Origin of the sequence: Neisseria bacilliformis (assembly GCF_014055025.1) — a bacterium.
Lineage (GTDB): Bacteria > Pseudomonadota > Gammaproteobacteria > Burkholderiales > Neisseriaceae > Neisseria > Neisseria bacilliformis.
Genome location: NZ_CP059571.1, coordinates 1,542,317 through 1,565,725, shown reverse-complemented (window position 1 = coordinate 1,565,725; position 23,409 = coordinate 1,542,317). Strand labels below are relative to the sequence as shown.

General features: G+C 61.8%; 18 protein-coding genes. 7 read left to right on the top strand and 11 right to left on the bottom strand.

Annotated elements, in window-relative coordinates; translation table 11 throughout:
• Positions 1–46: 46 nt before the first annotated feature.
• A complete protein-coding gene (locus H3L91_RS07635; protein WP_040658982.1) occupies positions 47–640 on the bottom strand; it encodes an MlaC/ttg2D family ABC transporter substrate-binding protein in 594 nt (197 codons plus the stop codon).
• Positions 641–830: 190 nt separating this feature from the next.
• On the opposite strand from H3L91_RS07635, the gene H3L91_RS07630 reads away from it, so the two are divergent.
• Positions 831–1,889 carry an HlyD family secretion protein gene (locus tag H3L91_RS07630; RefSeq protein WP_182109816.1) on the top strand — a complete coding sequence of 353 codons (1,059 nt, stop codon included), beginning with the start codon at positions 831–833 and terminating at the stop codon, positions 1,887–1,889.
• A 544-nt stretch (positions 1,890–2,433) separates the two neighbouring features.
• Here H3L91_RS07630 and paeA read toward each other — a convergent pair.
• Positions 2,434–3,729 carry a polyamine export protein PaeA gene (gene paeA, locus H3L91_RS07625; RefSeq protein WP_040658980.1) on the bottom strand — a complete coding sequence of 432 codons (1,296 nt, stop codon included), beginning with the start codon at positions 3,727–3,729 and terminating at the stop codon, positions 2,434–2,436.
• A gap of 202 nt (positions 3,730–3,931) precedes the next feature.
• Here paeA and H3L91_RS07620 point away from each other — a divergent pair, with 202 nt between their 5' ends.
• Positions 3,932–4,705, top strand: coding sequence for a DUF6796 family protein (locus H3L91_RS07620; protein ID WP_007343126.1), 774 nt, complete (start codon positions 3,932–3,934; stop codon positions 4,703–4,705).
• Positions 4,706–5,607: 902 nt separating this feature from the next.
• On the opposite strand, the gene H3L91_RS07615 is transcribed toward H3L91_RS07620, so the two are convergent.
• Positions 5,608–6,177, bottom strand: coding sequence for a FixH family protein (locus tag H3L91_RS07615; RefSeq protein ID WP_007343123.1), 570 nt, complete (start codon positions 6,175–6,177; stop codon positions 5,608–5,610).
• 3 nt (positions 6,178–6,180) lie between these two features.
• Entirely contained in the window at positions 6,181–7,713 is a 1,533-nt protein-coding gene (gene ccoG, locus H3L91_RS07610; protein ID WP_040659562.1) for a cytochrome c oxidase accessory protein CcoG, read from the bottom strand.
• Positions 7,714–7,947: 234 nt separating this feature from the next.
• On the opposite strand from ccoG, the gene hemA reads away from it, so the two are divergent.
• Positions 7,948–9,210: a glutamyl-tRNA reductase gene (gene hemA, locus H3L91_RS07605; protein WP_007343121.1), complete on the top strand. Its 1,263-nt coding sequence runs from the start codon at positions 7,948–7,950 to the stop codon at positions 9,208–9,210.
• 140 nt (positions 9,211–9,350) lie between these two features.
• Positions 9,351–10,988: a CTP synthase gene (locus tag H3L91_RS07600; RefSeq protein WP_007343119.1), complete on the top strand. Its 1,638-nt coding sequence runs from the start codon at positions 9,351–9,353 to the stop codon at positions 10,986–10,988.
• Positions 10,989–11,303: 315 nt separating this feature from the next.
• On the opposite strand, the gene H3L91_RS07595 is transcribed toward H3L91_RS07600, so the two are convergent.
• Positions 11,304–12,356 (bottom strand): sulfate ABC transporter substrate-binding protein, encoded by a 1,053-nt coding sequence (locus H3L91_RS07595; RefSeq protein WP_040659559.1) that lies wholly within the window; start codon positions 12,354–12,356, stop codon positions 11,304–11,306.
• Positions 12,357–12,538: 182 nt separating this feature from the next.
• Here H3L91_RS07595 and H3L91_RS07590 point away from each other — a divergent pair, with 182 nt between their 5' ends.
• The gene (locus H3L91_RS07590) at positions 12,539–13,921 is read left to right on the top strand and encodes an OmpP1/FadL family transporter (RefSeq protein WP_007343116.1); all 1,383 of its coding nucleotides are present in this window, start codon (positions 12,539–12,541) and stop codon (positions 13,919–13,921) included.
• A gap of 376 nt (positions 13,922–14,297) precedes the next feature.
• Here H3L91_RS07590 and H3L91_RS07585 read toward each other — a convergent pair whose 3' ends face one another.
• The 3 genes from H3L91_RS07585 to H3L91_RS07575 all read right to left on the bottom strand — a co-directional run bounded on the left by H3L91_RS07585 (position 14,298) and on the right by H3L91_RS07575 (position 16,830).
• Entirely contained in the window at positions 14,298–15,080 is a 783-nt protein-coding gene (locus tag H3L91_RS07585; protein WP_040658977.1) for a glycosyltransferase family 2 protein, read from the bottom strand.
• Between the two features lie 116 nt (positions 15,081–15,196).
• Positions 15,197–15,757 carry a chorismate--pyruvate lyase family protein gene (locus H3L91_RS07580; protein WP_007343113.1) on the bottom strand — a complete coding sequence of 187 codons (561 nt, stop codon included), beginning with the start codon at positions 15,755–15,757 and terminating at the stop codon, positions 15,197–15,199.
• Between the two features lie 2 nt (positions 15,758–15,759).
• Positions 15,760–16,830, bottom strand: coding sequence for an AI-2E family transporter (locus tag H3L91_RS07575; protein WP_007343112.1), 1,071 nt, complete (start codon positions 16,828–16,830; stop codon positions 15,760–15,762).
• A 196-nt stretch (positions 16,831–17,026) separates the two neighbouring features.
• Between H3L91_RS07575 and purM the strand changes: the two genes are divergently transcribed.
• The gene (gene purM, locus H3L91_RS07570) at positions 17,027–18,061 is read left to right on the top strand and encodes a phosphoribosylformylglycinamidine cyclo-ligase (RefSeq protein WP_040658975.1); all 1,035 of its coding nucleotides are present in this window, start codon (positions 17,027–17,029) and stop codon (positions 18,059–18,061) included.
• 338 nt (positions 18,062–18,399) lie between these two features.
• Complete coding sequence (locus H3L91_RS07565) at positions 18,400–20,679, top strand: NADP-dependent malic enzyme (RefSeq protein ID WP_040658973.1); 2,280 nt, start codon at positions 18,400–18,402, stop codon at positions 20,677–20,679.
• A 540-nt stretch (positions 20,680–21,219) separates the two neighbouring features.
• Here the strand turns inward: H3L91_RS07565 and H3L91_RS07560 are convergent.
• The 3 genes from H3L91_RS07560 to H3L91_RS07550 all read right to left on the bottom strand — a co-directional run bounded on the left by H3L91_RS07560 (position 21,220) and on the right by H3L91_RS07550 (position 23,349).
• On the bottom strand, positions 21,220–21,792 hold the full coding sequence (locus tag H3L91_RS07560) for a hypothetical protein (protein ID WP_050783138.1): 573 nt from the start codon (positions 21,790–21,792) through the stop codon (positions 21,220–21,222).
• 151 nt (positions 21,793–21,943) lie between these two features.
• Positions 21,944–22,744, bottom strand: coding sequence for a Rossmann-fold NAD(P)-binding domain-containing protein (locus H3L91_RS07555; protein ID WP_007343107.1), 801 nt, complete (start codon positions 22,742–22,744; stop codon positions 21,944–21,946).
• A complete protein-coding gene (locus H3L91_RS07550; RefSeq protein ID WP_040659553.1) occupies positions 22,741–23,349 on the bottom strand; it encodes an LOG family protein in 609 nt (202 codons plus the stop codon). Before H3L91_RS07550 ends, H3L91_RS07555 begins: the two co-directional genes overlap by 4 nt.
• Positions 23,350–23,409: the final 60 nt, after the last annotated feature.

Sequence of the window (23,409 nt, the reverse complement as noted above, 5' to 3'; positions counted from 1 at the left end):
GCCTCTTCATGTTTCGCAACAGATCAAAGGCCGTCTGAAAAGGAGTTTATTCGGCTTTTTTCAGGCTTTTGTTTTTCACCGCGCCGATCATGCCGTCGATGCCTTTTTGCGCGATGAGTTCGCCGAACTGGTTGCGGTACACGGTAACGATGCTCACGCCGTCCACCTGGATGTTGTAGAGCTTGTAAACGCTGCCGTTTTGGTAGAGCTGGTAACCCACTTCGTATTTCTTGCCCGAGGGGGTTACGATTTCCGAGTAAACATCGGTTTTGTTGCCGTGGGTCGTCATTTTCGGCAGCACTTTCACCTCGGCGCGTTCGGCGTTCATCATGGCGGAGCGGGCATACATGGCGATAATCATGTCTTTGAACGCGCGGATGAATTCCTGCTTCTGCGCGGCGGAAAACTGCCGCCAGGGCAGGCCGACGGCGGTGGCCGAGAGCCGTTCGTAGTCGAGGAAGCGGTCGGCATACTGCTCCACGCGGCGGATGCGCTGCTCTTCGTTGAGCGATTTGTTTTTCACGATGTCCATCACCGCGTCGATGTTCTGCTGCACCTGCTGCTGCGCGGGGTGGTTTTGCGCCGCCTGCACCACCGGCGCGGCGGCAATCAGGGCGGCAAGCATGCTTGTTCTGTACATAAAAACGCCTTTCTTTTCAAAAACGGCGGCACTTTATCAGCTTGCACCGCCGCTGGCAAAGGCCGTCTGAAAAACGGCATACCGCCTTTTCAGACGGCCTTTGCCACATTTGCGGCCGCCGCGCTTGCCTGCGGCGGGCGGGAAACCTTATCATGACCGCCGTTTTCCCTCCCTTTCAGAAAGCAGAACAATGAACAAAGCGATTTGGCTGCTGCCCGCTGCCGCGCTGGCGGCGGCGGGCGGTTTCTTCTACTACCGCGCACAGCACGCGTCCGCCCTGCCTGCGGGCATCGCCTCCTCCAACGGGCGGCTGGAACTGAACCGCATCGACGTGGCCAGCCTCTACCCCGGCCGCGTCAAAACCATGCAGGCCGAGGAGGGCGCGGATGTGAAGGCGGGCGACATTCTGGCCGAACTCTCGTCCGACACCAGCAGCAGCCGTCTGGAAGAAGCGCGGGCGGCCGAACTGCGCCAGCGCGAGGCGATACAGCGGGCGCAGGCGGCCGGCGAACAGATGCGGCGCACCGTGGCGCGCGCCGAGGCCAATATCGAGGCCGCCCGCCAGCAGCAGCGCGTGGCGAAAATGGAATGGGACAACGCCCGCAAGATGTTGTCCGACAACCTGGTTTCCCCCGCCGAGGCCGAACGCCGCCGCGCCGACTACGAACGCGCCGCCGCCGCCGTGAAGGCCGCCGAGGCCGCCCACGCCGAAGCGCAGTCCACCGTCGCCCAGAGCCGCGCCGCCGAAGCCGAGGCGCAGGCGGGCGCGCAGCAGGCCGCCGCCGCCGTGAAATCGGCCGCGTCGGCCAACGACGACATGAATATCCGCGCGCCGATTGCCGGACGGGTGGAATACAAAATCGCCGAAGTCGGCAGCGTGGTGGCCTCCGGCTCGAAAGTGGTCAGCCTGCTCGACCCGACCGACGTGTCGATGAACATTTTTCTGCCCAACCACGACGCAGGCCGTCTGAAAGTGGGCGGCGAGGCGCGCATCCGGCTCGACAGCGTGGACGCCGTGTTCCCCGCGCAAATCAAGTTTGTCGCCACCGAGGCGCAGTTCACGCCCAAATCGGTGGAAACCGAAAACGAACGCGCCAAGCTGATGTTTAAAGTGAAGCTGAAAATCCCTGCCGACACCGCCGCCAAATACAGCGGCCTGCTCAAAGGCGGCATGACCGGCAACGGCTACGTCAAAACCGACGCCAACACCGCCTGGCCGCAGGATTTGGCAGTGCGCCTGCCGCAGTAGGGTCTTGCCACAGCTTTGGGCTGTGCAAACCGAAAGGCCGTCTGAAAACCGGTTTTGGCTGCGCCGAAACTTCGTTTTCAGACGGCCTCTGCCGCTCGGTAGGGTGTATGGCGTAAGCCAGGCACGCGGTTTGTGTGTTGCGGCGGTTGCTTGTGCGGTGGGGAAACGGGAGGCCGTCTGAAAACCGTAAAAGCGGTTTTTCAGACGGCCTTTCGCATTAAAAAATGGAGAACGCGTGCGCCGCCTCGGGCGACGCACCCTACGAAACTTCTACCGACGTCATTCCCGCGCAGGCGGGAATCTTGGCGAGGTTGCGCAACTGTTTGTTCTTTCAAGCATGGCCGAATGCCGGAGAAGATTCCCGCCTGCACGGGAATGACGGAATCAGGCGGGTAGGTCAGGTTGCGCAGATGTTGGGTTTCGACCCAACCTGCCTTGGCTCAGAATGCAGGCCGGGCTTCAGCCCGGGAATATTGGGAAATAACGGGTCAGCCGGGCTAAAGCCCGGCCTACGATGTGTATTTCCTATTTTGCCCTACTACAATCAATCTGCCGCAACGTCCTGCCGGGTTACCAAAAGCTGGTCGATTTTGAGGTTTTCGGTGTCGATGATTTCAAATTTGTAGCGGCCGTACACCAGAAAATCGGTGCGTTTCGGGATTTTGCGCAGGGAATACATCATAAAGCCAGCGATGGTTTCGTAGTTTTCCGAGTTGGGGAAGGCTTCGATGTCCAGCGCACGCATGACGTCGGCGAGCGGGGTCGCGCCGTCCACCAGCCAAGTATCTTCGGTGCGGCGGATGATTTGCGGCTCTTCTTCGGTGTTGACCAGCTCGCCCATCACGATGCTCATCACGTCTTTGAGCGTTACCACGCCGACCACCAGCGCGTATTCGTTGACGACCACGGCGAAATCCTCGCCCGAGGTTTTGAAGGTTTCCAACACGTCGTACAGCGACAGCGTGTCGGGGATGAACAGGGCTTTGCGCAGCACGCGCTTGTCGGTGAGGCGCACGCTTTTTTCTTTGAGAAACAGGGTTAACAGGGTGTGCGATTCGATGTAGCCGATGACGCGCTCCAAGTCGCCGTCGCAAACGAGGAATTTGTTGTGCGGCTTTTCCGACATGGCTTCGAGCACGGTTGCGCTGTCGTCGTTTTTGTCGAAATAGGCAATGTATTCGCGCGTGCTCATGGTGGAGGTAACGGTGCGCGCCTGCATGTCGAAGATGTTTTCAATCAGGTAGTGTTCCTGCTGTTTGAGCACGCCCGCCTGCGCGCCGGCATCAACCACGGCGTAGATGTCTTCGGAGGTGAGCTGCTCTTGGCGCACGGTGGGGATTTTCAGCAGCTTGAACACGGCGTTGGCCAGGCCGTCGAATATCCAGACAAAGGGTTTCAACAGGAAAATCAGAAACATCATCGGCCGCACGATGCGCACGGCCACGGCTTCGGGATAGGTTATGGCCAGCCGTTTGGGCATCAGGTCGGCCACAAGGATGAAGCTGCCGGTTACCAGAACGAAGGTGAGCAGCGGCGCGGTGGTTTCACCCCAAGTGCCGAAACGGGCAAACCAAGCGGCGAAATAGGGGCGCACCGCCGCTTCGCCGACAATACCGGCCAGAATCGCCACGGCGTTGAGGCCGATTTGGACGATGGTGATGAAGCTGCCCGGCTGCTGCTGCATATTGAGCACGTCGAGCGCGCGGGTGTCGCCGCCGTCTTTGGCCATCACTTGCAGCTTGATTTTGCGCGCCGAGGCCAGCGAGAGTTCGGCACTGGAAACGAATGCGCTGACGGTAATCAGCAGCACGAGGACGAAAAGGGCTTGGAGGATGGTCATCAAACGGTGGGAGAGTGGAAAACGGCGGCATTTTACCATCAAGGCCGTCTGAAAAACCGCGCATCAGGCGCGGGCGGTTTGGACGGCGGGCGGGAATGTGCTTTAATCGCAGCGGTTTATATGAAACGGAACGGCGTTTGAGGCCGTCTGAAACCGTTTTTCAGACGGCCTCAAACAGCCGGCAAACGAAAAGGAGGATGCCATGGGCAAAACAGATGCGGCGGCCGAAGCGGAAAGGCCGTCTGAAAAACGCGGCGGCCATGTCATTGCCACGCAGCCGCTGCTGGCGGCGGGCGCGTTGGCGGCGGTCTGCTGGGCGGCGGCGGATATGCTGCTGGTGGGCTTTGTGCCCGCGCCGGAAAAATATCCGTTGTTGTCGCAAACGCTGGCGGCGGATTTGGATGGAAAAGCGGATTTGGCCTTGCTGATGCTGGACGGTTCGCCCGAACGGCTGTTTTGGGGCGTATTGCCCGCCACGTTCTCTGCGGCACTGTATCTGGCCGCCGCTTTCGGCGTGTACCGGCTGATGCGGCGGAGCGGGGCGGCGGCGTGCTGTTTTGCGCTGTTGTTTGCGGCTTACGCGCTCTCGCCGCTGGGGCATGCGGGTTTTTACTATCTGGGTATGTCGGCGCAGACGCTGCCGAGTGCCGCGCCTGCCGATCATGCGCTGCTGCTGGCGCAGTTTGCCGCTTTCTACCGTATGCTCGCCGTCCATTGGTGGGCTTCTGTGGGCTGCGCGGCGGCGGCATTTCTGATTCTGCTGGTGCAGGCCCTGCGCGGGCAAACCCGCCTGCCGTGCGCCGCCGCGTGGTTCAATCCGCTGCCTGTCGGGCTGGCGGTCGGGTTGTCGTGCAGCCTGTTCCCGCATTCGCCGGTGGCGGCGGCGGTTGGCGGCGCAACCTTTAATCTGGCGCAGTTGGTGTTTTTCGCCGCCGCGCTGTGGTTTGGCCGCCGCAAAGGCTTGGAGGCCGTCTGAAAACGTGTTTTACGGTTTTGGCTGCGCCGAAGCCGCGCTTTCAGACAGCCTCCAAGCCTTTGCGTAGGGTGTGTGCCGCAGGCACGCACGCGGTTTTTGGGCTTGCGGGATGCGGGCATGTGTTGCAGGGCAGGGAACGCGTGCGTCGCGGGGCGACACACCCTACCTTAGCGGCAGCGGGTAGCTTGGGTTCAAACCCAACATCGGCAGGGTTGCGCGGGTGTCGTGTCTTGATCCAACCTGCCTGTTGAATGGCAGAGGCCGTCTGAAAAGCGTAAAACGCGTTTTCAGACGGCCTCTTGCCTTCTTGAATTGCATTGTCCGAACGGCTGCCGCACGCGGAAACCATGTGCGCTGCTTCGGGGCAACACGTCCTGCACTCATCCCGCCGAAATCCGTAGGTCGGGCATTTATGCCAGACTGCCCATTGTCGGAAATTTAAACATGTCGGGCATGAATGCCCGACCTACTGATTTTGAGGCCGTCTGAAAGCGCAGCTTCGGCGCAGCCAACTACCTGTTGGCAGCCGTAGGCCGGATACTTGTATCCGACATCCCTCGCGGCGGGGTGATGCTGCGGGAAAATGTCGGATTCGAGAATCCGACCTGCAACTACTACTGTGGAACGGTTTTTCAGACGGCCTTTCGTTTTTTAAATTGCTTTCGGACAACCGCTGCGAAGGAAACCGCGTGCGTGGCTTGCGCCACACACCCTACACTCATCCCACCGAAATCCGTAGGTCGGGCATTTATGCCCGACTGCCCATTGTCGGAAATTTAAACATGTCGGGCATGAATGCCCGACCTACTGATTTTGAGGCCGTCTGAAAGCGCAGCTTCGGCGCAGCCGAAACCGTAAAACATGTTTTTCAGACGGCCTCAAAGTATGTGGCGGCGGGGTGTTCAGTGTGCCGCGCCGCCTGCTTGTCTGCCCGCCGCTTCGGCGAGGTTTTTCATGGGGTTGAGGCTGACCGCGCCGCCTTGTCCGACGATCCATTTGTTTTCCACGCGCCAGACGCGGGCGGTGTCTTCGAGGCGGACGTACCAGTGTTTCGAGGGGGGCAGTTTGGCGAAGCGGCCGGTGTATTCGGTTTTGTCGCCGGATTTTGGGGCGGGGGAGCGTTGCAGTTCGATGCTTTGGTCGAATTCTTTTTTGGCCGGGTGCATGAGGGTGAGGCGCAGGGGGACTTTGTCGTCGAAGCGGCCGGAGACGTAGACGCGCGCCGCGCTGCCGTCGGGGCTGATGAGCAGTTGGGCGTTGATGCCGCGCTCGACGGCGGCACTGTCGCGCTTGATGTCGAGGTCGATGTGTTTGCCGTCTTTGTAGTAGTCGTCGCTGACGAGGTCGGAGTTGTTGTTGGCGGCGAGCCAGAGGGTTGCGAAGGCGGCGACAACGACGATGAGGGGGCCGGACATTAAGAGCCACGGCCAGGGTTCTTTGTACCAGACTTTCGATTGCTGCCGGTCGGTCATGGTTTATTCTCCGATGAAGTTGGATTTTTCGGTGATGGTGCGGCTACCGTCGCGGCCGTCTTCGCGGTAGGTGAAGGCGAACTCGATGGGGTGGCTGCCTTTGTCGGCGTATTCGGGGATGGTGGAGACCTGGACGGGGACGGTTACGGTTTCCCTGCTGCCGATTTTGATGCCGCCTGCGGGCAGGCCGGTGAGTTTGATGTCGTCGAAGCCGGTTACGGAGGCGGTTACGGTTTGCGGTTTTTCGCTGTTGTTGATGATGCGCAGGTTGTAGGCGTTTTCGAGCCAGCCTTTGCTGTTTTCGCGCACCATCACGCCGCGGTCTTTGATGATGTCCACGCGCAGGGTCTGGCGGGTGGACACACCGATGAGGAAGGCGACGACGGCAGCGGCCAGCACGGCACCATAGCCGATGACGCGCGGGCGCAGCATTTGTTTTTTGATGTCGCCGTCGGTGTATTTGTGTTCGAGCACGTTTTCGGTGGTGTAGCGGATGAGGCCGCGCGGGTAGCCCATTTTGTCCATGACTTCGTCGCAGGCGTCGATGCAGGCGGCGCAGCCGATGCATTCGTATTGCAGGCCGTCGCGGATGTCGATGCCGACGGGGCAGACCTGCACGCACATGGTGCAGTTGATGCAGTCGCCCAAGTCGGTTTCGCCGCGCGCGACGGTTTTTTTGCGCGCGCCGCGCGGTTCGCCGCGTTCGGTGTCGTACGAGATGATGAGGGTGTCGGGGTCGAACATCGCGCTTTGGAAGCGGGCGTAGGGGCACATGTGTTTGCACACCTGCTCGCGCATTTGGTGGGCAAACAGCCAGGTTACGAAGCCGTAGAAGGCGGCGGCAAACAATGCCGTGCCGCCGGCCTGCATGGTGAATACGGCGGGGACGAATTCGCGGATGGGGGTAAACCAGCCGGCGAAGGTGATGCCGGTCCAGGCGCAAACGGCGAAGATAATCAGGTATTTAGTGAATTTGATGCGGATTTTGCGCAGATTCCACGGCTCTTTGTCGAGCTTCATGCGCTTGTTGCGGTCGCCTTCGACGAAATGGTCGATCCACAGCATGATTTCGGTATAGACCGTCTGCGGGCAGGCATAGCCGCACCACAGGCGTCCGGCCACGGTTGTCCACCAGAAGAGGCCGAACGCGCTGATAATCAGCAGCAGGGCGAGATAGATCAGGTCGGCCATGCCGAAGGAGAGGCCGAAGATGAAGAAATGGCGGTTGGGGATGTCGAACAGCACGGCCTGCCGCCCCGACCAGTTGAACCACGGGATGCAGTAGAAGACAAACTGGGTGGCGAGGATGGCGGCGATGCGCAGCTTGGCGAAGCGGCCTTCGGCTTTTTTCGGATGGATGCGCTTGCCCGCTTCGTAGAGTTTGATGACCTGCTCTTTGGGTTTGCCCGCCGCTTTGGCTTTGGCGGCGGGGGCGGTTTTGGCGGCCGGTTTGCCAGCCGGTTTTTCCGACTGCGCGGCGGGTTGTTCCCCCTGCGGCGCGGCGTTTGCCGCTTCGGCTTTTTTGGGTTCGGCCATGATGTGTTCCTTTTGGTGTCGGGGTTTGGTTCGCGGAATGTTTTTGTTTGCATTTATCGCTTGATATAACACGCAATTATACGCCTGTTTGCGCTTTTCCCGCTGCGCGCGCAAGAGCCGTTTATTGCCGCCATTCATGATTTCAATCCCGCCCTGCGGCGGCACTTTCGGGCGGCAGGGGCGTTTGAATTTGCTATAATGCACCGTTTTTTCCGCCCACGCCCCCGTTTTCCCATGCAGCTCACCGTTATCGGACTGAACCACCAAACCGCGCCGCTCGGCATCCGCGAAAAGCTCGCTTTTGCCGCCGAAAAGCTGCCCGATGCGGTCAACAGCCTGCTCGACAGCGGCGCGGCGGGCGAAGCCGTCATCCTCTCCACCTGCAACCGCACCGAGCTTTACTGCGTGGGCGAGCCCGCCGCCGTTACCGAATGGCTCGCCGCCTACCAGTCCCTGCCCGCCGCCGAAATCCGCCCCTATCTTTACACCTACGGCTGTACCGACACCGTGCGCCACGCCTTCCGCGTTGCCTGCGGGCTGGACAGCATGGTGCTGGGCGAGCCGCAGATTCTCGGCCAGATCAAAGACGCGGTAAACGCCGCCCAAGAGCAAAACACCGTCGGCACATGGCTCAACGCGCTGTTTCAAAAAACTTTTTCCGTCGCCAAAGAAATCCGCAGCGGCACGGCCGTGGGCGAGCATTCCGTTTCCATGGCCGCCGCCGCCGTGAAAATGGCCGCGCAAATCTTCCCGTCCGTCGGCAAACTCAACGTCCTTTTCGTGGGCGCGGGCGAGATGATCGAACTGGTCGCCACCTATTTCGCCGCTGAGAATCCGCGCCTGATGACCGTGGCCAACCGCACCCTGGCGCGCGCCGAAGAACTGTGCGGCAAACTCGGCATCAACGCCGAGTCCTGCCTGTTGTCCGACATCCCCGAAATCCTCCATCAATACGACGTGGTCATTTCCTCCACCGCCAGCCCGCTGCCTGTTATCGGCAAAGGCATGGCCGAACGCGCCCTCAAACAGCGCGGGCAGATGCCCGTGTTCATGCTCGATTTGGCCGTGCCGCGCGACATCGAAGCCGAAATCGCCGAGTTGGACGACGTGTACCTCTACACCGTGGACGACATGGCCGGCGTGGTGCAGAGCGGGCGCGAAGCGCGGCAGAAGGCCGCCGCCGAAGCCGAAGTGATGGTGGAACAAAAGGTTGCCGAGTTTCTAGAATGGCAGAAAAGCCGTGAGAACGTCCCCCTCATCCGCGCCCTGCGCGACGAAGGCGAACGCGCCCGCCGCCATGTGCTCGAAAACGCGATGAAGCAGCTGGCCAAAGGCGCGTCGCCCGAAGAAGTGCTCGAACGCCTCTCCGTGCAGCTGACCAACAAGCTGCTGCACTCGCCCACCCACACCCTCTCCAAAGCCGGCGGCAGCGACAGCGGCCTGGTCGAAGCCGTGGCGCAGATTTACCACCTCAGCCATCCGCTGCAAAAGCCTTAGTTGAAGCAGCAGCGAGGCATTGAGGCCGTCTGAAAGCGCAGCTTCGGCGCAGCCGAAACCCGTTTTTCAGACGGCCTCATTGTGTTGCGGCGGCCTGCGGGAAACGTTAAAATCGCGCATTCCAACCAAGCGGTGTCATCATGACTAAATTTATCTTCGTAACCGGCGGCGTGGTCTCTTCCTTAGGAAAAGGCATCGCCGCCGCTTCTATTGCCACCATCCTCGAATCGCGCGGTTTGAACGTAACCATGCTCAAACTCGACCCCTACATCAACGTCGATCCCGGCACCATGAGCCCCTTCCAGCACGGCGAAGTGTTCGTTACCGACGACGGCGCGGAAACCGACCTCGATTTGGGACACTACGAACGTTTCATCAACGCCACGCTCACCCGCCGCAACAGCTTCTCCGCCGGCCAAGTGTACGAAAACGTCATCATGAAAGAGCGTCGCGGCGACTACCTCGGCGGCACAGTGCAGGTGATCCCGCACATCACCGACGAAATCAAACGCCGCATCCACGAAGGCGCGGCCGGCAAAGACGTGGCCATCGTCGAAATCGGCGGCACGGTGGGCGACATCGAATCGCTGCCGTTTTTGGAAGCCATCCGCCAGATGCGCAGCCAGCTTGGCCGCAACAATACCCTGTTTGTGCACTTGAGCTATGTGCCCTACATCGCCGCCGCAGGCGAAATCAAAACCAAGCCGACCCAGCATTCCGTGAAAGAATTGCGTGAAATCGGCATCCAGCCCGACGTACTCATCTGCCGCATGGACCGCATCCTGCCCGAAGACGAACGCCGCAAAATCGCCCTCTTTTGCAACGTGGAAGAACGCGCCGTGGTCGGCAGCTACGATGCCCAAAGCATCTACGAAATCCCCGAAATGCTGCACAACCAGGGCATCGACAACATCATCACCGAGCAGTTGCAGCTTAATGTGCAGCAGGCCGACCTCACCGCGTGGAAAAAAATCGTCCACGCCATTCAAAACCCGAAACACACGGTCAAAATCGCCATGGTCGGCAAATATGTCGATCTTACCGAGTCTTACAAATCGCTGATCGAAGCCCTGAAACACGCCGGCATCCACACCGAAACCGACGTGCAGATTACCTTTATCGACAGCGAAAGCATCGAGAAAAACGGCGGCAACGTGTCCGCGCTCAAAGACATGGATGCCATCCTCGTGCCCGGCGGCTTCGGCTCGCGCGGCGTGGAAGGCAAAATCGCCGCCGTGCGCTATGCCCGCGAAAACAAGGTGCCCTATCTGGGCATCTGCCTCGGCATGCAGATCGCGCTGATCGAATACGCCCGCGACGTGGCCGGTTTGGCAGGCGCGAACTCCACCGAATTTGACCTCAAATGTGCCGCGCCCGTGGTCGCCCTGATCGACGAATGGCAAACCGCCGACGGCAGCGTGGAAAAGCGCGACGAAGGTGCGGATTTGGGCGGTACCATGCGCCTGGGCGCGCAGGAAGTCGAACTCAAACCCGACAGCCTCGCCGCCAAAATCTACGGCGCAGACCACATCCGCGAACGCCACCGCCACCGCTACGAAGTCAACAACAACTACGTGCCCGCGCTGGAAAAAGCCGGTTTGGTGATCGGCGGCGTGTCCGCAGGCCGCGAGCGTCTGGTGGAAACCGTCGAACTGCCGCAAAGCGAACATCCGTGGTTCTTCGCCTGCCAGTTCCACCCCGAGTTCACCTCCAACCCGCGCAAAGGCCACCCACTGTTCACCGCCTATATCAAAGCCGCGCTGAACAACCGCAAATAAAGCCCGAAACGACACAGAGGCCGTCTGAAAATATATTTTCAGACGGCCTCTGCCGTTGGGGTAGGGTGTGTTGCCCGAAGCGACGCACACGTTTTTGGGGTGTGGCGGAAGCGTAAGAGGCCGTCTGAAAGCCAAGGTAGGTTGGGTCGAGACCAACATCTACGCAACCGGCCAATGTTCGGTTTGCAATCCAACCTGCCCGCTACACCGGGTTCGGTACGGGGCGGATGGGAAGAGGCCGTCTGAAAATCCGTAAAACAGTTTTTCAGACGGCCTGTTCTTTATACGCCGCGCCGGTGCGCACGTGTGAGCGGGCTATTTGTCGCGCTCGGCCAGTTGGTCGAACAGGCCGCCGTCGGCGAAGTGTTCGGCCATGATTTTGTCCCAGGGACCGAAGACGGCGTTGGGGTCGAAGGTTTCCAGCGGGGGCAGTTCGGCGGCGTGGGCGGCGAGGACGGCGGGGTCGGCGGGGCGCAGGTAGAGTTTCGCGCCGATTTCCTGCGCGGGTTTTTGCCACAGGCGGGCGAGATATTCGGCGGCGGCTTCGCGTGTGCCGCGTTTGGCGGCGACGCTGTCGACGACGGCGACGGAGCTGTCCATGCGGATGGTGTATGCGGGGTAGACAATTTCGTATTGGCCGTCGCCGAACTGTTTGGCCGACAAATTGGCTTCGTTTTCAAAGGTTACCAGCACGTCGCCGAGTTTGCGCTGCATGAAGGTGGTGGTGGCGGAGCGGCCGCCGCTCTCAAACACTTCGACGTTGGCGAGCATTTTTTTCAGGTAGGCGCGGGCCTGGTCGTGCTTGCCGCCGTTGTTTTTGAGGGCGTAGCCGTATGCGCCGAGGTAGGTGTAGCGGCCGTTGCCGGAGGTTTTGGGGTTGGCGATGACGAGTTTCACGCCGTCTTTGGCCAAATCGCCCCAGTCTTTGATTTGTTTGGGGTTGCCTTTGCGCACGAGGAAGACGCTCGCGCTGGTGAAGGGGGAGGCGTCGTTGGGGAAGGCTTTGCGCCAGTCGGCTTTGACCAGCCCTTTTTTCACCAGCAGGTCGATGTCGGAGCCCTGGTTCATGGTTACCACGTCGGCCTGTAAGCCGTTGGCCACGGCCAGTGCCTGTTTGCTCGATCCGCCGTGCGACTGCTGGACGGTGATTTCGGTGCCGGGGTGTTCGGCTTGGTATTCTTTAACAAACAGGGGGTTGTATTCTTTGTATAAATCGCGGGCGACGTCGTAGGAGACGTTGAGCAGTTTGATGCTGCCGGAGGCGGCGGGCGCGCTGCCGTCGGAGGCGGCGTTTTGCGCGCCCTTGTCGGGGGCACAGGCGGCGAGGGCGGCGGCGAAGGCGAGGGCGGCGAGGGGTTTGGCGGTCATGGCGTGTCCTTTGTTGGCGGATTGCGGAAAAGCGGGCACTGTACGGCAGGCCGTCTGAAAAGGGAAAGAACCGTTTGCGGGCGGGTTATGGCCTTTGGTTATAAACGGTTTGCAAAAAAATGTTTGCCCGATGCGGTGTTTTGTTAAAATCCGAGCTTTTGCTTTAAACAGAAACCAAACCAATGAACCGCCTCCGCACACTCGCCTGCCTTACCGCCGCCGCCTTCGCCGCCCAAGCCCAAGCCTCGGGCTACCATTTCGGCACGCAGTCGGTAACCGCGCAGGGCACGGCCAACGCCGCTGCTGCCGAAGCCGCCGATTCGGCCACCATTTTCTACAACCCCGCCGGTCTGGCCAAACTCGACAGCAGCGAAATCACCGCCGCCGTCAACATCGTCGCCCCGCACATCGCCTACGCCGACGCCGAGGCGCAATACCTGCGCGGCGGCCGCGTGGCGGGCGAAACCTCGGGCAAAATCACCAAAGACATCGTGCCCGCGCCCCACCTCTACGGCGCGTACAAACTCAACGGCAATTGGACGCTCGGCTTGGGCGTGTACGTCCCCTTCGCCTCGTCCACCGAATACGGCAAAAGCTCGGTGCTGCGCCACCACCTCAACAAACTCGGCCTCACCACCATCGCCATCGAACCCGTCGCCGCCTACAAAATCAGCCCGCGCCACGCCGCCGCCGCCGGCCTCATCGCCCAATATTCCACCGCCGAGCTGCGCAAATACGCCGACTGGAACGCCTCCGGCCGCCTCGGCGCGCACAGCGGCCTTTCAGACGGCCACGCCGAAGTCAAAGGCAAGGACTGGGGCTTCGGCTACCAAATCGGCTGGCTGTGGGACGTAAACGAGCGCGTGCGCCTCGGCGCGAACTACCGCTCCAAAATCAGCCACAACATCCGCGGCACCGCCGACTGGCAGCCCGACGGCGCGGCCGTTGCCACCCCCCTGCCGCAGCTGGGCGGCCAATCCGCCTACCAGGCACTCATCGGCGGCAGCTTCGGCTACAAACCACACGAAAAAGCCCATGTGCGCATCACCACCCCCGAATCCCTCTCCGTGCACGGCATGTACAAAGCCGGCGCGAAAACCAGCCTGTTCGCCGACCTCACCTGGACGCGCCACAGCCGCTTCAACCGCGCCGAACTCGTGTTTGAAAACAGCAAAGCCGCCGTGGCCGCCCGCTCCGACCGCACCGTCATCACCCCCAACTGGCGCAACACCTACAAAATCGCCCTCGGCGGCGCATACCAATACAGCGGCCCGCTGCAACTGCGCGCCGGCATCGCCTTCGACCAAAGCCCCGTGCGCGGCGCGCAAAGCCGCCTCAACACCCTGCCCGACGGCAACCGCATCTGGTATTCCGCCGGCGTGAAATACACGCGCGGCAAACGCCACGTGTTCGACCTGGCATACAGCCACATCCACATCAACGACGCCCGCTTCGAGGGCGCGCCCGCCACCGGCTACGACGTGGACAGCAAAGGCCGCGCCGCCGCCTCGTTCAAAAACCACGCTGATATTTTGGGCGTGCAGTACACCTACAAATTCCGCTGAGGCGCGGGCAAACGCCGCACAGGCAAGAGGCCGTCTGAAAACGTACAATCTGCTTTTCAGACGGCCTGTTTGCCATCCCGCCCGTGCCGAAACCGATGTGGTGTATGCCCCCAAGGCGGCGCACGCGGTTTGCGCCGCATAAACCAGAGGCCGTCTGAAAAACGTTTTTCAGACGGCCTTTTGTGTGCCGAAACCGGATTTTGGCTGTGCCGAAGCTGCGCTTTCAGACGGCCTCACAGCGCAGGCGGGGACGGTCTCTCGTGTTCCTGTCGCCCAAGCAATCGCCGCAACACAGAAACCGCGTGCGTGGTTTGCGCCATACGCCTGCCTAACGAAGAGGCCGTCTGAAAAACGTTTTTCAGACGGCCTCTTCGGTTTATTTGTCCTGTTCGGGCGGGGTGTTGGCGGCGAGCCAGAGGGCGGCGTATTTGTTGAAGGCGGATTGGGCGGAGAGGGCGGCGAGGAGGAGGCCGTGGCGGCCGTCGAGGAAGCCGGCTTTGAGGAGGTACATTTTGACGAAGGCGGCGGTGCTGTGCAGGAAGGCGGCGGCAAGGCCGGTGCGTTTCATGTGCAGGCGGCGTTGTTCGGCCCAGGCGGTGCTGTACAGGTTTTGTTTTTGCAGGAATTGGTCGAGGGTGGCGTAGGTGTAGTGCAGGCAGTCGCCGCTGAGTTTTCCGGTGCGGCAGTTTGCGGGCAGGAGGACTTTTTCGTGGATGAGGTCGTCGCTGTATCGGGCGTGGGCGGCGGGGTAGAGGCGGACGACCCAGTCGGGATACCAGCCGCTGTGGCGGATGAATTTGCCGAAGGTGTTGCTCAGGCGGTTGAAGGCGAAGGCGGTCCGGCCGTCGGCGGGGGTGGCGGCGACGGCGGCTTGGATGCTGCGGCACAGTTCTGGGGTGAGGCGTTCGTCGGCGTCTAGCCAGAGTACCCAGTCGGTATGGATGTGGGGGTGGGCGCGGTTGCGCTGCGGGCCGAAGCCGGGCCAGTCGGGGAAGACGTGGAATTGCGCGCCGTAGCGTTCGGCGATGGCGGGGGTGTCGTCGGTGCTGCCGGAGTCGATGATGACGATGGGGCAGGCGAGGGGTTTGGCGCTGTCGAGGCAGGCGGCGAGGTTGGCGGCTTCGTTTTTGGTGATGAGGGCGAGGGTGAGTTTGTCCATGTTTTTGTTCCGGTGGGGATTGGGGGCGGGCGGTGTTTGGGGTGTTTGAGGCCGTCTGAAAACGGGTTTCGTGTTTGAAAACGGGTTGCGGGCGGCGGGCGGTTTTAACTTTGTTTTCAGACGGCCTCTGCGCTTGCCGCCGCTTTTGCAAGCTGCGCGAGGGGGGGCAGGAAGCATTCGGTCAGGCCGAGGGTTTGGCCTTGGTGGGTGAAGAAGGAGCGGCGGGCGAGCAAGGCAGCGGGGGCTTGGGGGATGAGGCCGGGGCGGGGGCGGGCGTATTGCAGGGGGCTGCGGCTGAGGCCGGGGAGGCCGCCGAAGAGGGTTTCGCCCAGCGGGCGGCTGCCGCAGTTTAGGATGTCGCGCCAGAAGGCGGAATCGGGCGGGCACTGGCTGCGCGCCCATATGGCGGGGACGCCGTCGAGGCAGAGGTATACGTCGCGGCAGAAGGGCGGCGCGGCGGTAAAAGTGTCGCCCAAAAGCGGGGAGGCTTCGGCTTCGCCCAGGTGCAGCAGGCGCACGGCGAAGGTGTGCGGCAGGGCGCGCAGGGCGGCGGTGAGCGAGGGGGCGGCGGCGATGCGCGCGAAGGCGGGGTTTTGGCCGTCTGAAAATCCGCGGTATGTGTTTTCAGACGGCCTCCATGCCTGCGGCAGGGTGTTGTGCCAGATGAGGGATGTCATGGTTATTTGTGTTGGTAGAAGCGGCTGGCGAAGTAGGCTTGCGAGCCTTCGCGCAGGAGGACGAGGCAGACGGCGGCCAGCGGCAGACCGACGAGCATGCCGACAAAGCCCATGAGCTGGCCGAAGGCCATCAGGGAGAAAATCACCCAGAAAGGGGAGAGGCCGATGCGGTCGCCGACGATTTTTGGGGTGATGAAGAAGCTTTCGAGAAACTGTCCCACGGCAAACACCGACCAGACGGCAACCATGCCGTGCCAGGAGTTGAATTGCAGCAGGGCGGCGACGGTGGCGAGCAGCAGGCCGGTGAACGCGCCCAGATAGGGGACGAACACGAGGATGCCGGCAATCATGCCGATGGCGAAACCGGAATCGAGGCCGGTGAGCATGAGGCCGGTGCCGTAGACCAGCCCCATAATCAGCATCACCATAAGCTGCCCGCGCAGGAATTCGCCCAGTACGTCGTCCATTTCGCGGCTGATGCGGGTGTAGGTGTCGATGAAGCGGCGCGGAATCAGGGCGCGGATGCCGTGCGACCAGCGTTGCCAGTCGAACAGGAAATAATAAAGCAGCAGCGGCAGCAGGACGAAGTTGCTCACGCCCACGGCCAGCGCGCCGCCCTGCGCCATGAGGGCGGGGGCGATTTGCGAGGCGGCCTGCTGCACTGTGCCGCTGTGGTTTTTCAGCCAGTTGGCGGCGGCTTCTTTGTTCAGCGGCAGGCTGCCGCCGAAATGGGCGTGCAGCCAGGGCAGGGCTTTGTTTTGGGCGAAGTCGATAAGCTGCGGCAGGCGGTTGGTGAGGTTTTCAAACTGGGTGATCAGCATGGGCACGAGGATCAGCAGCAGGGCGAGCAGCAGCAGCAGGGCGAACAGCATCACCAGCATTGAGGCCGCGCCGCGCGGCACGCCTTTGTCGCGCAGTTTTTCCACCAGCGGGTTGAGGATGTAGGCCAGCACGGCGGCCACGATAAACGGCATCAGAATGTCGCGCAGGGCGAGCACCAGCGCGCCGCAGGCGAGGAAAAAGGCCGTGCCGATAATCCACGGCGAGAGGCCGCGTTTTTTCTTGGTGTACATATAAAGTGTGCCAAAGGCGGGACTGTAAAGGCGCGAAGGATAACACGGCGGGGGATGCGCCGCACGGGCAAAGGCTTTAAACGGATTTTGAGGCTGTCTGAAAAACGGTTTTCAGACGGCCTCAGGCAGCCACGGCGGGAGAAGTTCGGGTAAAATGCGCGCCGTTTTTGCAACCTTGATTTTGAAAGCACGGAATATGAGCGAATCTTTGAGCTACCGCGACGCGGGCGTGGACATCGACGCGGGCGACCGTTTGGTCGAAAACATCAAACCCTTTGCCAAACGCACCATGCGCCCCGAAGTGCTGGGCGGTTTGGGCGGCTTCGGCGCGCTGGTGGAAATCGGCAAAAAATACCAAAACCCCGTGCTGGTGAGCGGCACCGACGGCGTGGGCACCAAACTCAAACTCGCTTTCGATTGGGACAAACACGACACCGTGGGCATCGACCTGGTCGCCATGAGCGTGAACGACATTCTCGTACAGGGCGCGGAGCCGCTGTTTTTCCTCGATTATTTCGCCTGCGGCAAACTCGATGTGGCACGCGCTACCGACGTGATCAAAGGCATCGCGCAAGGCTGCGAAGCATCCGGCTGCGCCCTGATCGGCGGCGAAACCGCCGAAATGCCGGGCATGTATCCCGAGGGCGAATACGATTTGGCCGGCTTTGCCGTGGGTGTGGTGGAGAAAGAGCGCGTCATCAACGGCCGCAGCATCAAAGCCGGCGACGTTGTGTTGGGCTTGGCTTCCAACGGCGCGCATTCCAACGGCTATTCGCTGATCCGCAAAATCATCGAACGCGACCGGCCAGATTTGGACGCGGAATTCGACAACGGCAAAACCCTGCGCGAAGCCGTCATTGCGCCGACCCGCCTGTATGTAAAACCGATTCTGGCTGCAATAAAACAGTTTGAAATTAAAGGTATGGCGCACATCACCGGCGGCGGCATCACCGAAAACGTGCCGCGCATCCTGCCGGAAAACACCGTCGCCCAAATCGACGCGAAAGCGTGGGAGCTGCCCAAGCTGTTCCAATGGCTGCAAAAAGCGGGCAATGTGGAGACGCAGGAAATGTACCGCACCTTCAACTGCGGCATCGGCATGGTGGTGGTCGTCGCCGCCGAAAACGCCGACGCACTGGCCGCGTTCCTGACCGAACAGGGCGAAACCGTGTACCGCCTCGGCGCAATCCGCGAACGCGTGGGCGGCGAACACCAAACGCAGGTTGCCTGATGTAAAGAGGCCGTGCCCGCCTTCGCGGGGATGACGTTTCTGAAAACGCAGCTTCGGCGCGGCCAAAACCGGATTTTGGCCGCGCCGAAGCCGCTTTTTCAGACGGCCTCTCCGCTGCCGCGCCGCCGCGCGGCGGGATGGGCGACACGCCGTAATCCCCTGTAATTTCCCGCCCGAGTGCGCCGCCGCGTGTTAGAATCCAGCCTTTGCAAATCTTCACAGGCCGTGCCCGCCTTCGCGGGAATGACGTTTCTGAAAACGCAGTTTCGGCGCAGCCGCAAGCCGGACGCGCTTTTTCAGACGGCCTGTTCCCTACCGACCTTTCAGGAGAAAACAGCATGGACGATATGATCAAAGAAGCCGCGTTGCGCTTTCACGAATACCCCAACCCGGGCAAAATCCAAGTCGCCCCCACCAAGCCCCTGGGCACGCAGTACGACCTGTCGCTGGCCTACTCGCCCGGCGTGGCCGCGCCCTGCATGGAAATCCATGCCGACCCACTCAACGCCTACAAATACACCGCCAAAGGCAACCTCGTGGCCGTGATTTCCAACGGCACCGCCGTGCTCGGCCTGGGCAACATCGGCGCACTGGCGGGCAAACCCGTGATGGAAGGCAAGGGCGTACTGTTTAAAAAATTCGCCAACATCGACGTGTTCGACATCGAAGTGAACGAAACCGACCCCGACAAACTGGTGGAAATCATCGCCGCGCTCGAACCCACCTTCGGCGGCATCAACCTCGAAGACATCAAAGCCCCCGAGTGCTTCCACATCGAGAAAAAACTGCGCGAACGCTGCAACATCCCCGTGTTCCACGACGACCAACACGGCACCGCCATCATTACCGCCGCCGCCGTCCTCAACGCCCTGCGCGTGGTGAAAAAAGACATCGGCCAAGTATCGCTCGTCTGCTCCGGCGCGGGCGCGGCCGCCATCGCCTGCCTCGACCTGCTCGTCGCCCTGGGCATGAAACGCGAAAACATCACCGTCTGCGACTCCAAAGGCGTCATCTACCAAACCCGCGAAGACCGCGAACGCATGGACGAGAGCAAAGTGCGCTACGCCATTGCCGACAACGGCCAGCGCGTGCTCGGCGACGCCGTATCCGGCAAAGACATCTTCCTCGGCCTTTCCAGTGCCAACGTATTGGGCACCGACATGCTCAAAACCATGAACCCCAACCCCGTCGTCCTCGCCCTGGCCAACCCCCAGCCCGAAATCTGGCCGCCCGAAGCCAAAGCCGCCCGCCCCGACGTCATCATCGGCACCGGCCGCTCCGACTTCCCCAACCAAGTCAACAACGTCCTCTGCTTCCCCTTCATCTTCCGTGGCGCGCTTGATGTGGGCGCAACCACCATCAACGAAGAAATGAAACTCGCCTGCGTGCGCGCCATCGCCGATCTGGCCATGGCCGAATCCAGCGCGGAAGTGGCCGGCGCATACGGCGACGCCGAACTCACCTTCGGCCCCGAATACCTCATCCCCAAACCCTTCGACCCCCGCCTCATCGCCCGCATCGCCCCCGCCGTCGCCAAAGCCGCCATGGATTCCGGCGTGGCCACCCGCCCGATAGCCGACCTCAAAGCCTACGCCGAAAAACTCACCGAGTTCGTCTACAAAACCAGCCTCTTCATGCGCCCCGTCTTCAACCAGGCGCGCAAAGAAATCAAACGCATCGTCCTCACCGAAGGCGAAGACGAACGCGTGCTGCATGCCGCCCAACACGTCGCCAGCCACAAACTCGCCTTCCCCATCCTCGTCGGCGACGGCAAACTCATCGAAGAGCGCATCGCCGCCCAGGGGCTCACCATCCAGGCCGGCAAAGACTACGAACTCATCGACATCAAAAACAACCCCCACTACGAAGAAAGCTGGAAAGCGTATTACAGCCTGCGCAAACGCCAAGGCGTAACCGAAGAAATGGCGCGCCGCCGCCTTAAAGCCAACAGCACCCTCGTCGGCGCGCTGATGGTCAAACTCGGCCACGCCGACGGCCTTGTCTGCGGCACCATGGGGCGTTTCCACGACCACTTCGCCGTCATGGAGGAAGTCATCGGCTACAACAACCCCGAAAAAGAAGCCTTCGCCATGAACGCCTTGATTTCCAACAAAGGCAACTTCTTCATCGCCGACACCTACATCAACGAAAACCCCACCGCCGAACAGCTCGCCAAAGGCACCCTGATGTGCGCCGCCGAAATGAAACGCTTCGGCATCAAACCCAAAGTCGCGCTGGTGTCCAACTCCAACTACGGCTCGCGCCGCGATGCGGATGCCACGAAAATGCAGCAGGCTTTGGAAATGATCCGCGAGCTTGATCCCGAGTTGGAAATCGACGGCGAAATGCAGGCCGACGTGGCGCTGGACGACGAAATGCGCCGCAGCATCTTCCCCGAAACCACGCTTTCGGGCGCGGCCAACCTGCTGGTGATGCCCAACGTCGAAGCCGCCAACATCAGCTACAACCTGCTGCGCGTCAACGCCACCAACGGCATCACCGTCGGCCCCATCCTGATGGGACTGAACAAACCCGTGCAGATTGTTACGCCGATTTCCACCGTGCGCCGCATCGTCAACATGATCGCCCTCGCCGCCGTGGACGCCCAACGCCAGTAAACGCGCCAAGCGTCCCCGCGCCGTAAGCAAAGGCCGTCTGAAAACCGCAATACGGGTTTTCAGACGGCCTTTTATGTGCCGGATACGGGCAGCAGTTCAGTAGGGTGTGTCGCCCCGAGACGACGCACGCCTTCTCTACCGTGCAACGCATCCGCGTTTTCCCCGTAATCCTGAAACCGCGTGCGTCGCCTTAGGGCGACACGCCCTACCTGATAAACCGTAAAAGCCGCAGGTCGGATACTTGTATCCGGCATCCCGTACAACGGAATTCCCCTGCGGGGAAGCGTCGGATTCAAGAATCCGACCTACGATTTTCAGACGGCCTCCGGCGTTGGGTAGGCTGTGTGGCGCAAGCCACACACGCGGTTTCGGATTTGGGAGGCAGGCGGGTTCGTTATACGGCAGAGGCCGTCTGAAAACCGCATTGCGCAGCTTTCAGACGGCCTTTTGTGTGGCGGGTGCGGACAGCCGCTTGTAAAACAGAGTCCGCGTGCGCGGCTTGCGCCGCACACCCTACCTGATAAGCGGGACGCCGGTGTGTTACCAGTCGCGGTCGAATTTGTCCAGGCGGGCGTGGAGGTATTCGAGGTCGCAGCGCAGGGCGGCGTTTTCGGTGCGCAGTTCGGCGAGGGCGGTTTGCAGGGCGGCGGTTTGCGCGGCGAGGGCGGCGGTTTGTTCCGCCAGTTGCATGAAATCTGTGCGGGAAACGGGCTCGGCGGTGGCGGCGGGGCGGTGGGTCAGGGTGTGCAGTTTGGCGGCGGCGGTAGTGGCGGTTTGGCGCAGGGCGGGAGTGAGGCGTTCGGCGAGGCGGCGGGGGAGGGGGGCGAGGGCGGCGAGGAGGTTGAGGCCGAGGGCGGTGTCGCCGCTGATGGCGAGGTCGGCGATTGCGGGGGGGTGTCCGGCGAGGAGTTTCGGCCATGCGCCTTCGTGCAGGGTGATGGCGGTGTCGGCGGGGCGGGTGGTAGCGTGAAACAGGCCGTCGGCGTTGATGCGGGCTTTGAGGGTGAGGCCGGCGGTGTGCAGGCTGAGGACGATGCCGTTGTAGCCGGCGAGGGCGCGTTGTGTTTCGGGGCTGAGGCGGATGAGGCTGTTGAGCAGGGCGGTGGCGGGCATGGTGGCTTTCGGAGGCCGTCTGAAAACGCGGCTTGGACGAAGTGAAAACGGTGTCGGCGGGCGGCGCGGGTGTTTGTTGGTATGGCGGGGCTGTTGTGCCGGGTTTTAACTTTGTCGAGGCGGGGTTTCAGACGGCCTGTGTTGTTATGTGTTATGGGTTTGCGGCCAATATATCAGAAAATTCGGGATACAGGGTTGCGACGGTGCGGCGGCTGGCTGCGCCTGATGCGAACGCGGGCGGGGGTAGGCCGAGGCGAGCGGCCTGTTCGGTGTAGAACTGTTGTTTGCTCGGGTGCGGGGTTTCGACGAGGTGGCGCAAGCGGTGTCCGCCGGGGGTGCAGGCCGTCTGAAACAGGGCGGCTGCGGCGCGGCTGCGGTGGAGCATGTTGGCCGGTTCGCGGGCGTGGGGGCGGCTTTGTTTGGCAAGGATGGAAAACAGGGGGTGGCGTTCGGCGCAGTAGAGGCCGCCGAGGCGGAGGATGTCGGTGTGGGGGACGGCGGCGGCGAATACGGCGGCTTCGGCTTCGATGAGGCGGCGGGCGACGGTGTTTTGCGGGTCGGGCTCGGGCGGGGTGTGTTCGCGGCACTCGCCCATGTGGCGGCCGAAGACGCTGATGCTGGATGTGAAGATGAGGTGGTTTGCGCCGTAGTGTGCGGCGGCCTGCGCCCAGGTGCGGACGGCGGCGGGGTAGGCTTCGGGCGTGTGGGCGAAGGCGGAGGGCGGCAGCAGGCAGACCCAGGTTTCTATGCCCTGCCAGCGGGCAAAGGCCGTCTGAAAACCGTTCTGCGCGGCGATGTCGCCGGTGGCGAGCTCGATCGGCAGGGCGATGTCGTCGGAGGTGAGTGTTTTTTTCCACGCGGCGACGCGGCTGCCGTGCTGCCACAGGGTTTCGGCAAGGGGGCGGCCGAGGTAGCCGAGGCCGAGGATGGCGCAGGATGCGGGGGCGTTCATGTTTGCGTCTCTTGCGCCAGCCATGCGGGCTGCGTCCATTTTTGCGCGTTTTGCGCCTCTTGCGGCTGCCACGCGGCCATTTTTTCCAACAGCGCGGCGGGGGTGTCGGCCACGCACAGCAGGCCGAGGTTGGCTGCGGGCATGAAGCCTTCGGCGGCGGTGTGTCGCAACAGGGCGAGCAGGGGGGTGTAGAAGCCGGCGGTGTTGAGCAGGCCGACGGGTTTTTGGTGCTGCCGCAGCTGGGAGAGGGAGAGGACTTCAAACAGTTCTTCAAAGGTGCCGATGCCGCCGGCGAGGGCGACAAAGGCATCGGCGAGGGCGATCATTTTGCTTTTGCGTGCGGCCATGTCGGCGGTTTGGACGAGTTCGGTGAGGCCGCCGTGCGCCATTTCTTTTTCGGCGAGGAAGGCGGGGATGACGCCGCTGACTTTGCCGCCGTGTGCCAGCACGGCATCGGCCGCCGCGCCCATCAGGCCGATGCGGCCGCCACCGTATATCAGGCGCGCGCCGCGTCGGGCGATGAGCGCGCCCAGCTCGCGGGCGGCGTGCAGGTAGGCGGGGTTTTGTCCGTAATTCGAGCCGCAATAGACGGCGATGTTGTTCATTTCGTTCATGGTGTTGTATCGGCTTGGAGACCGTTTGAAAACAATGTTGCAGCGAAGTTG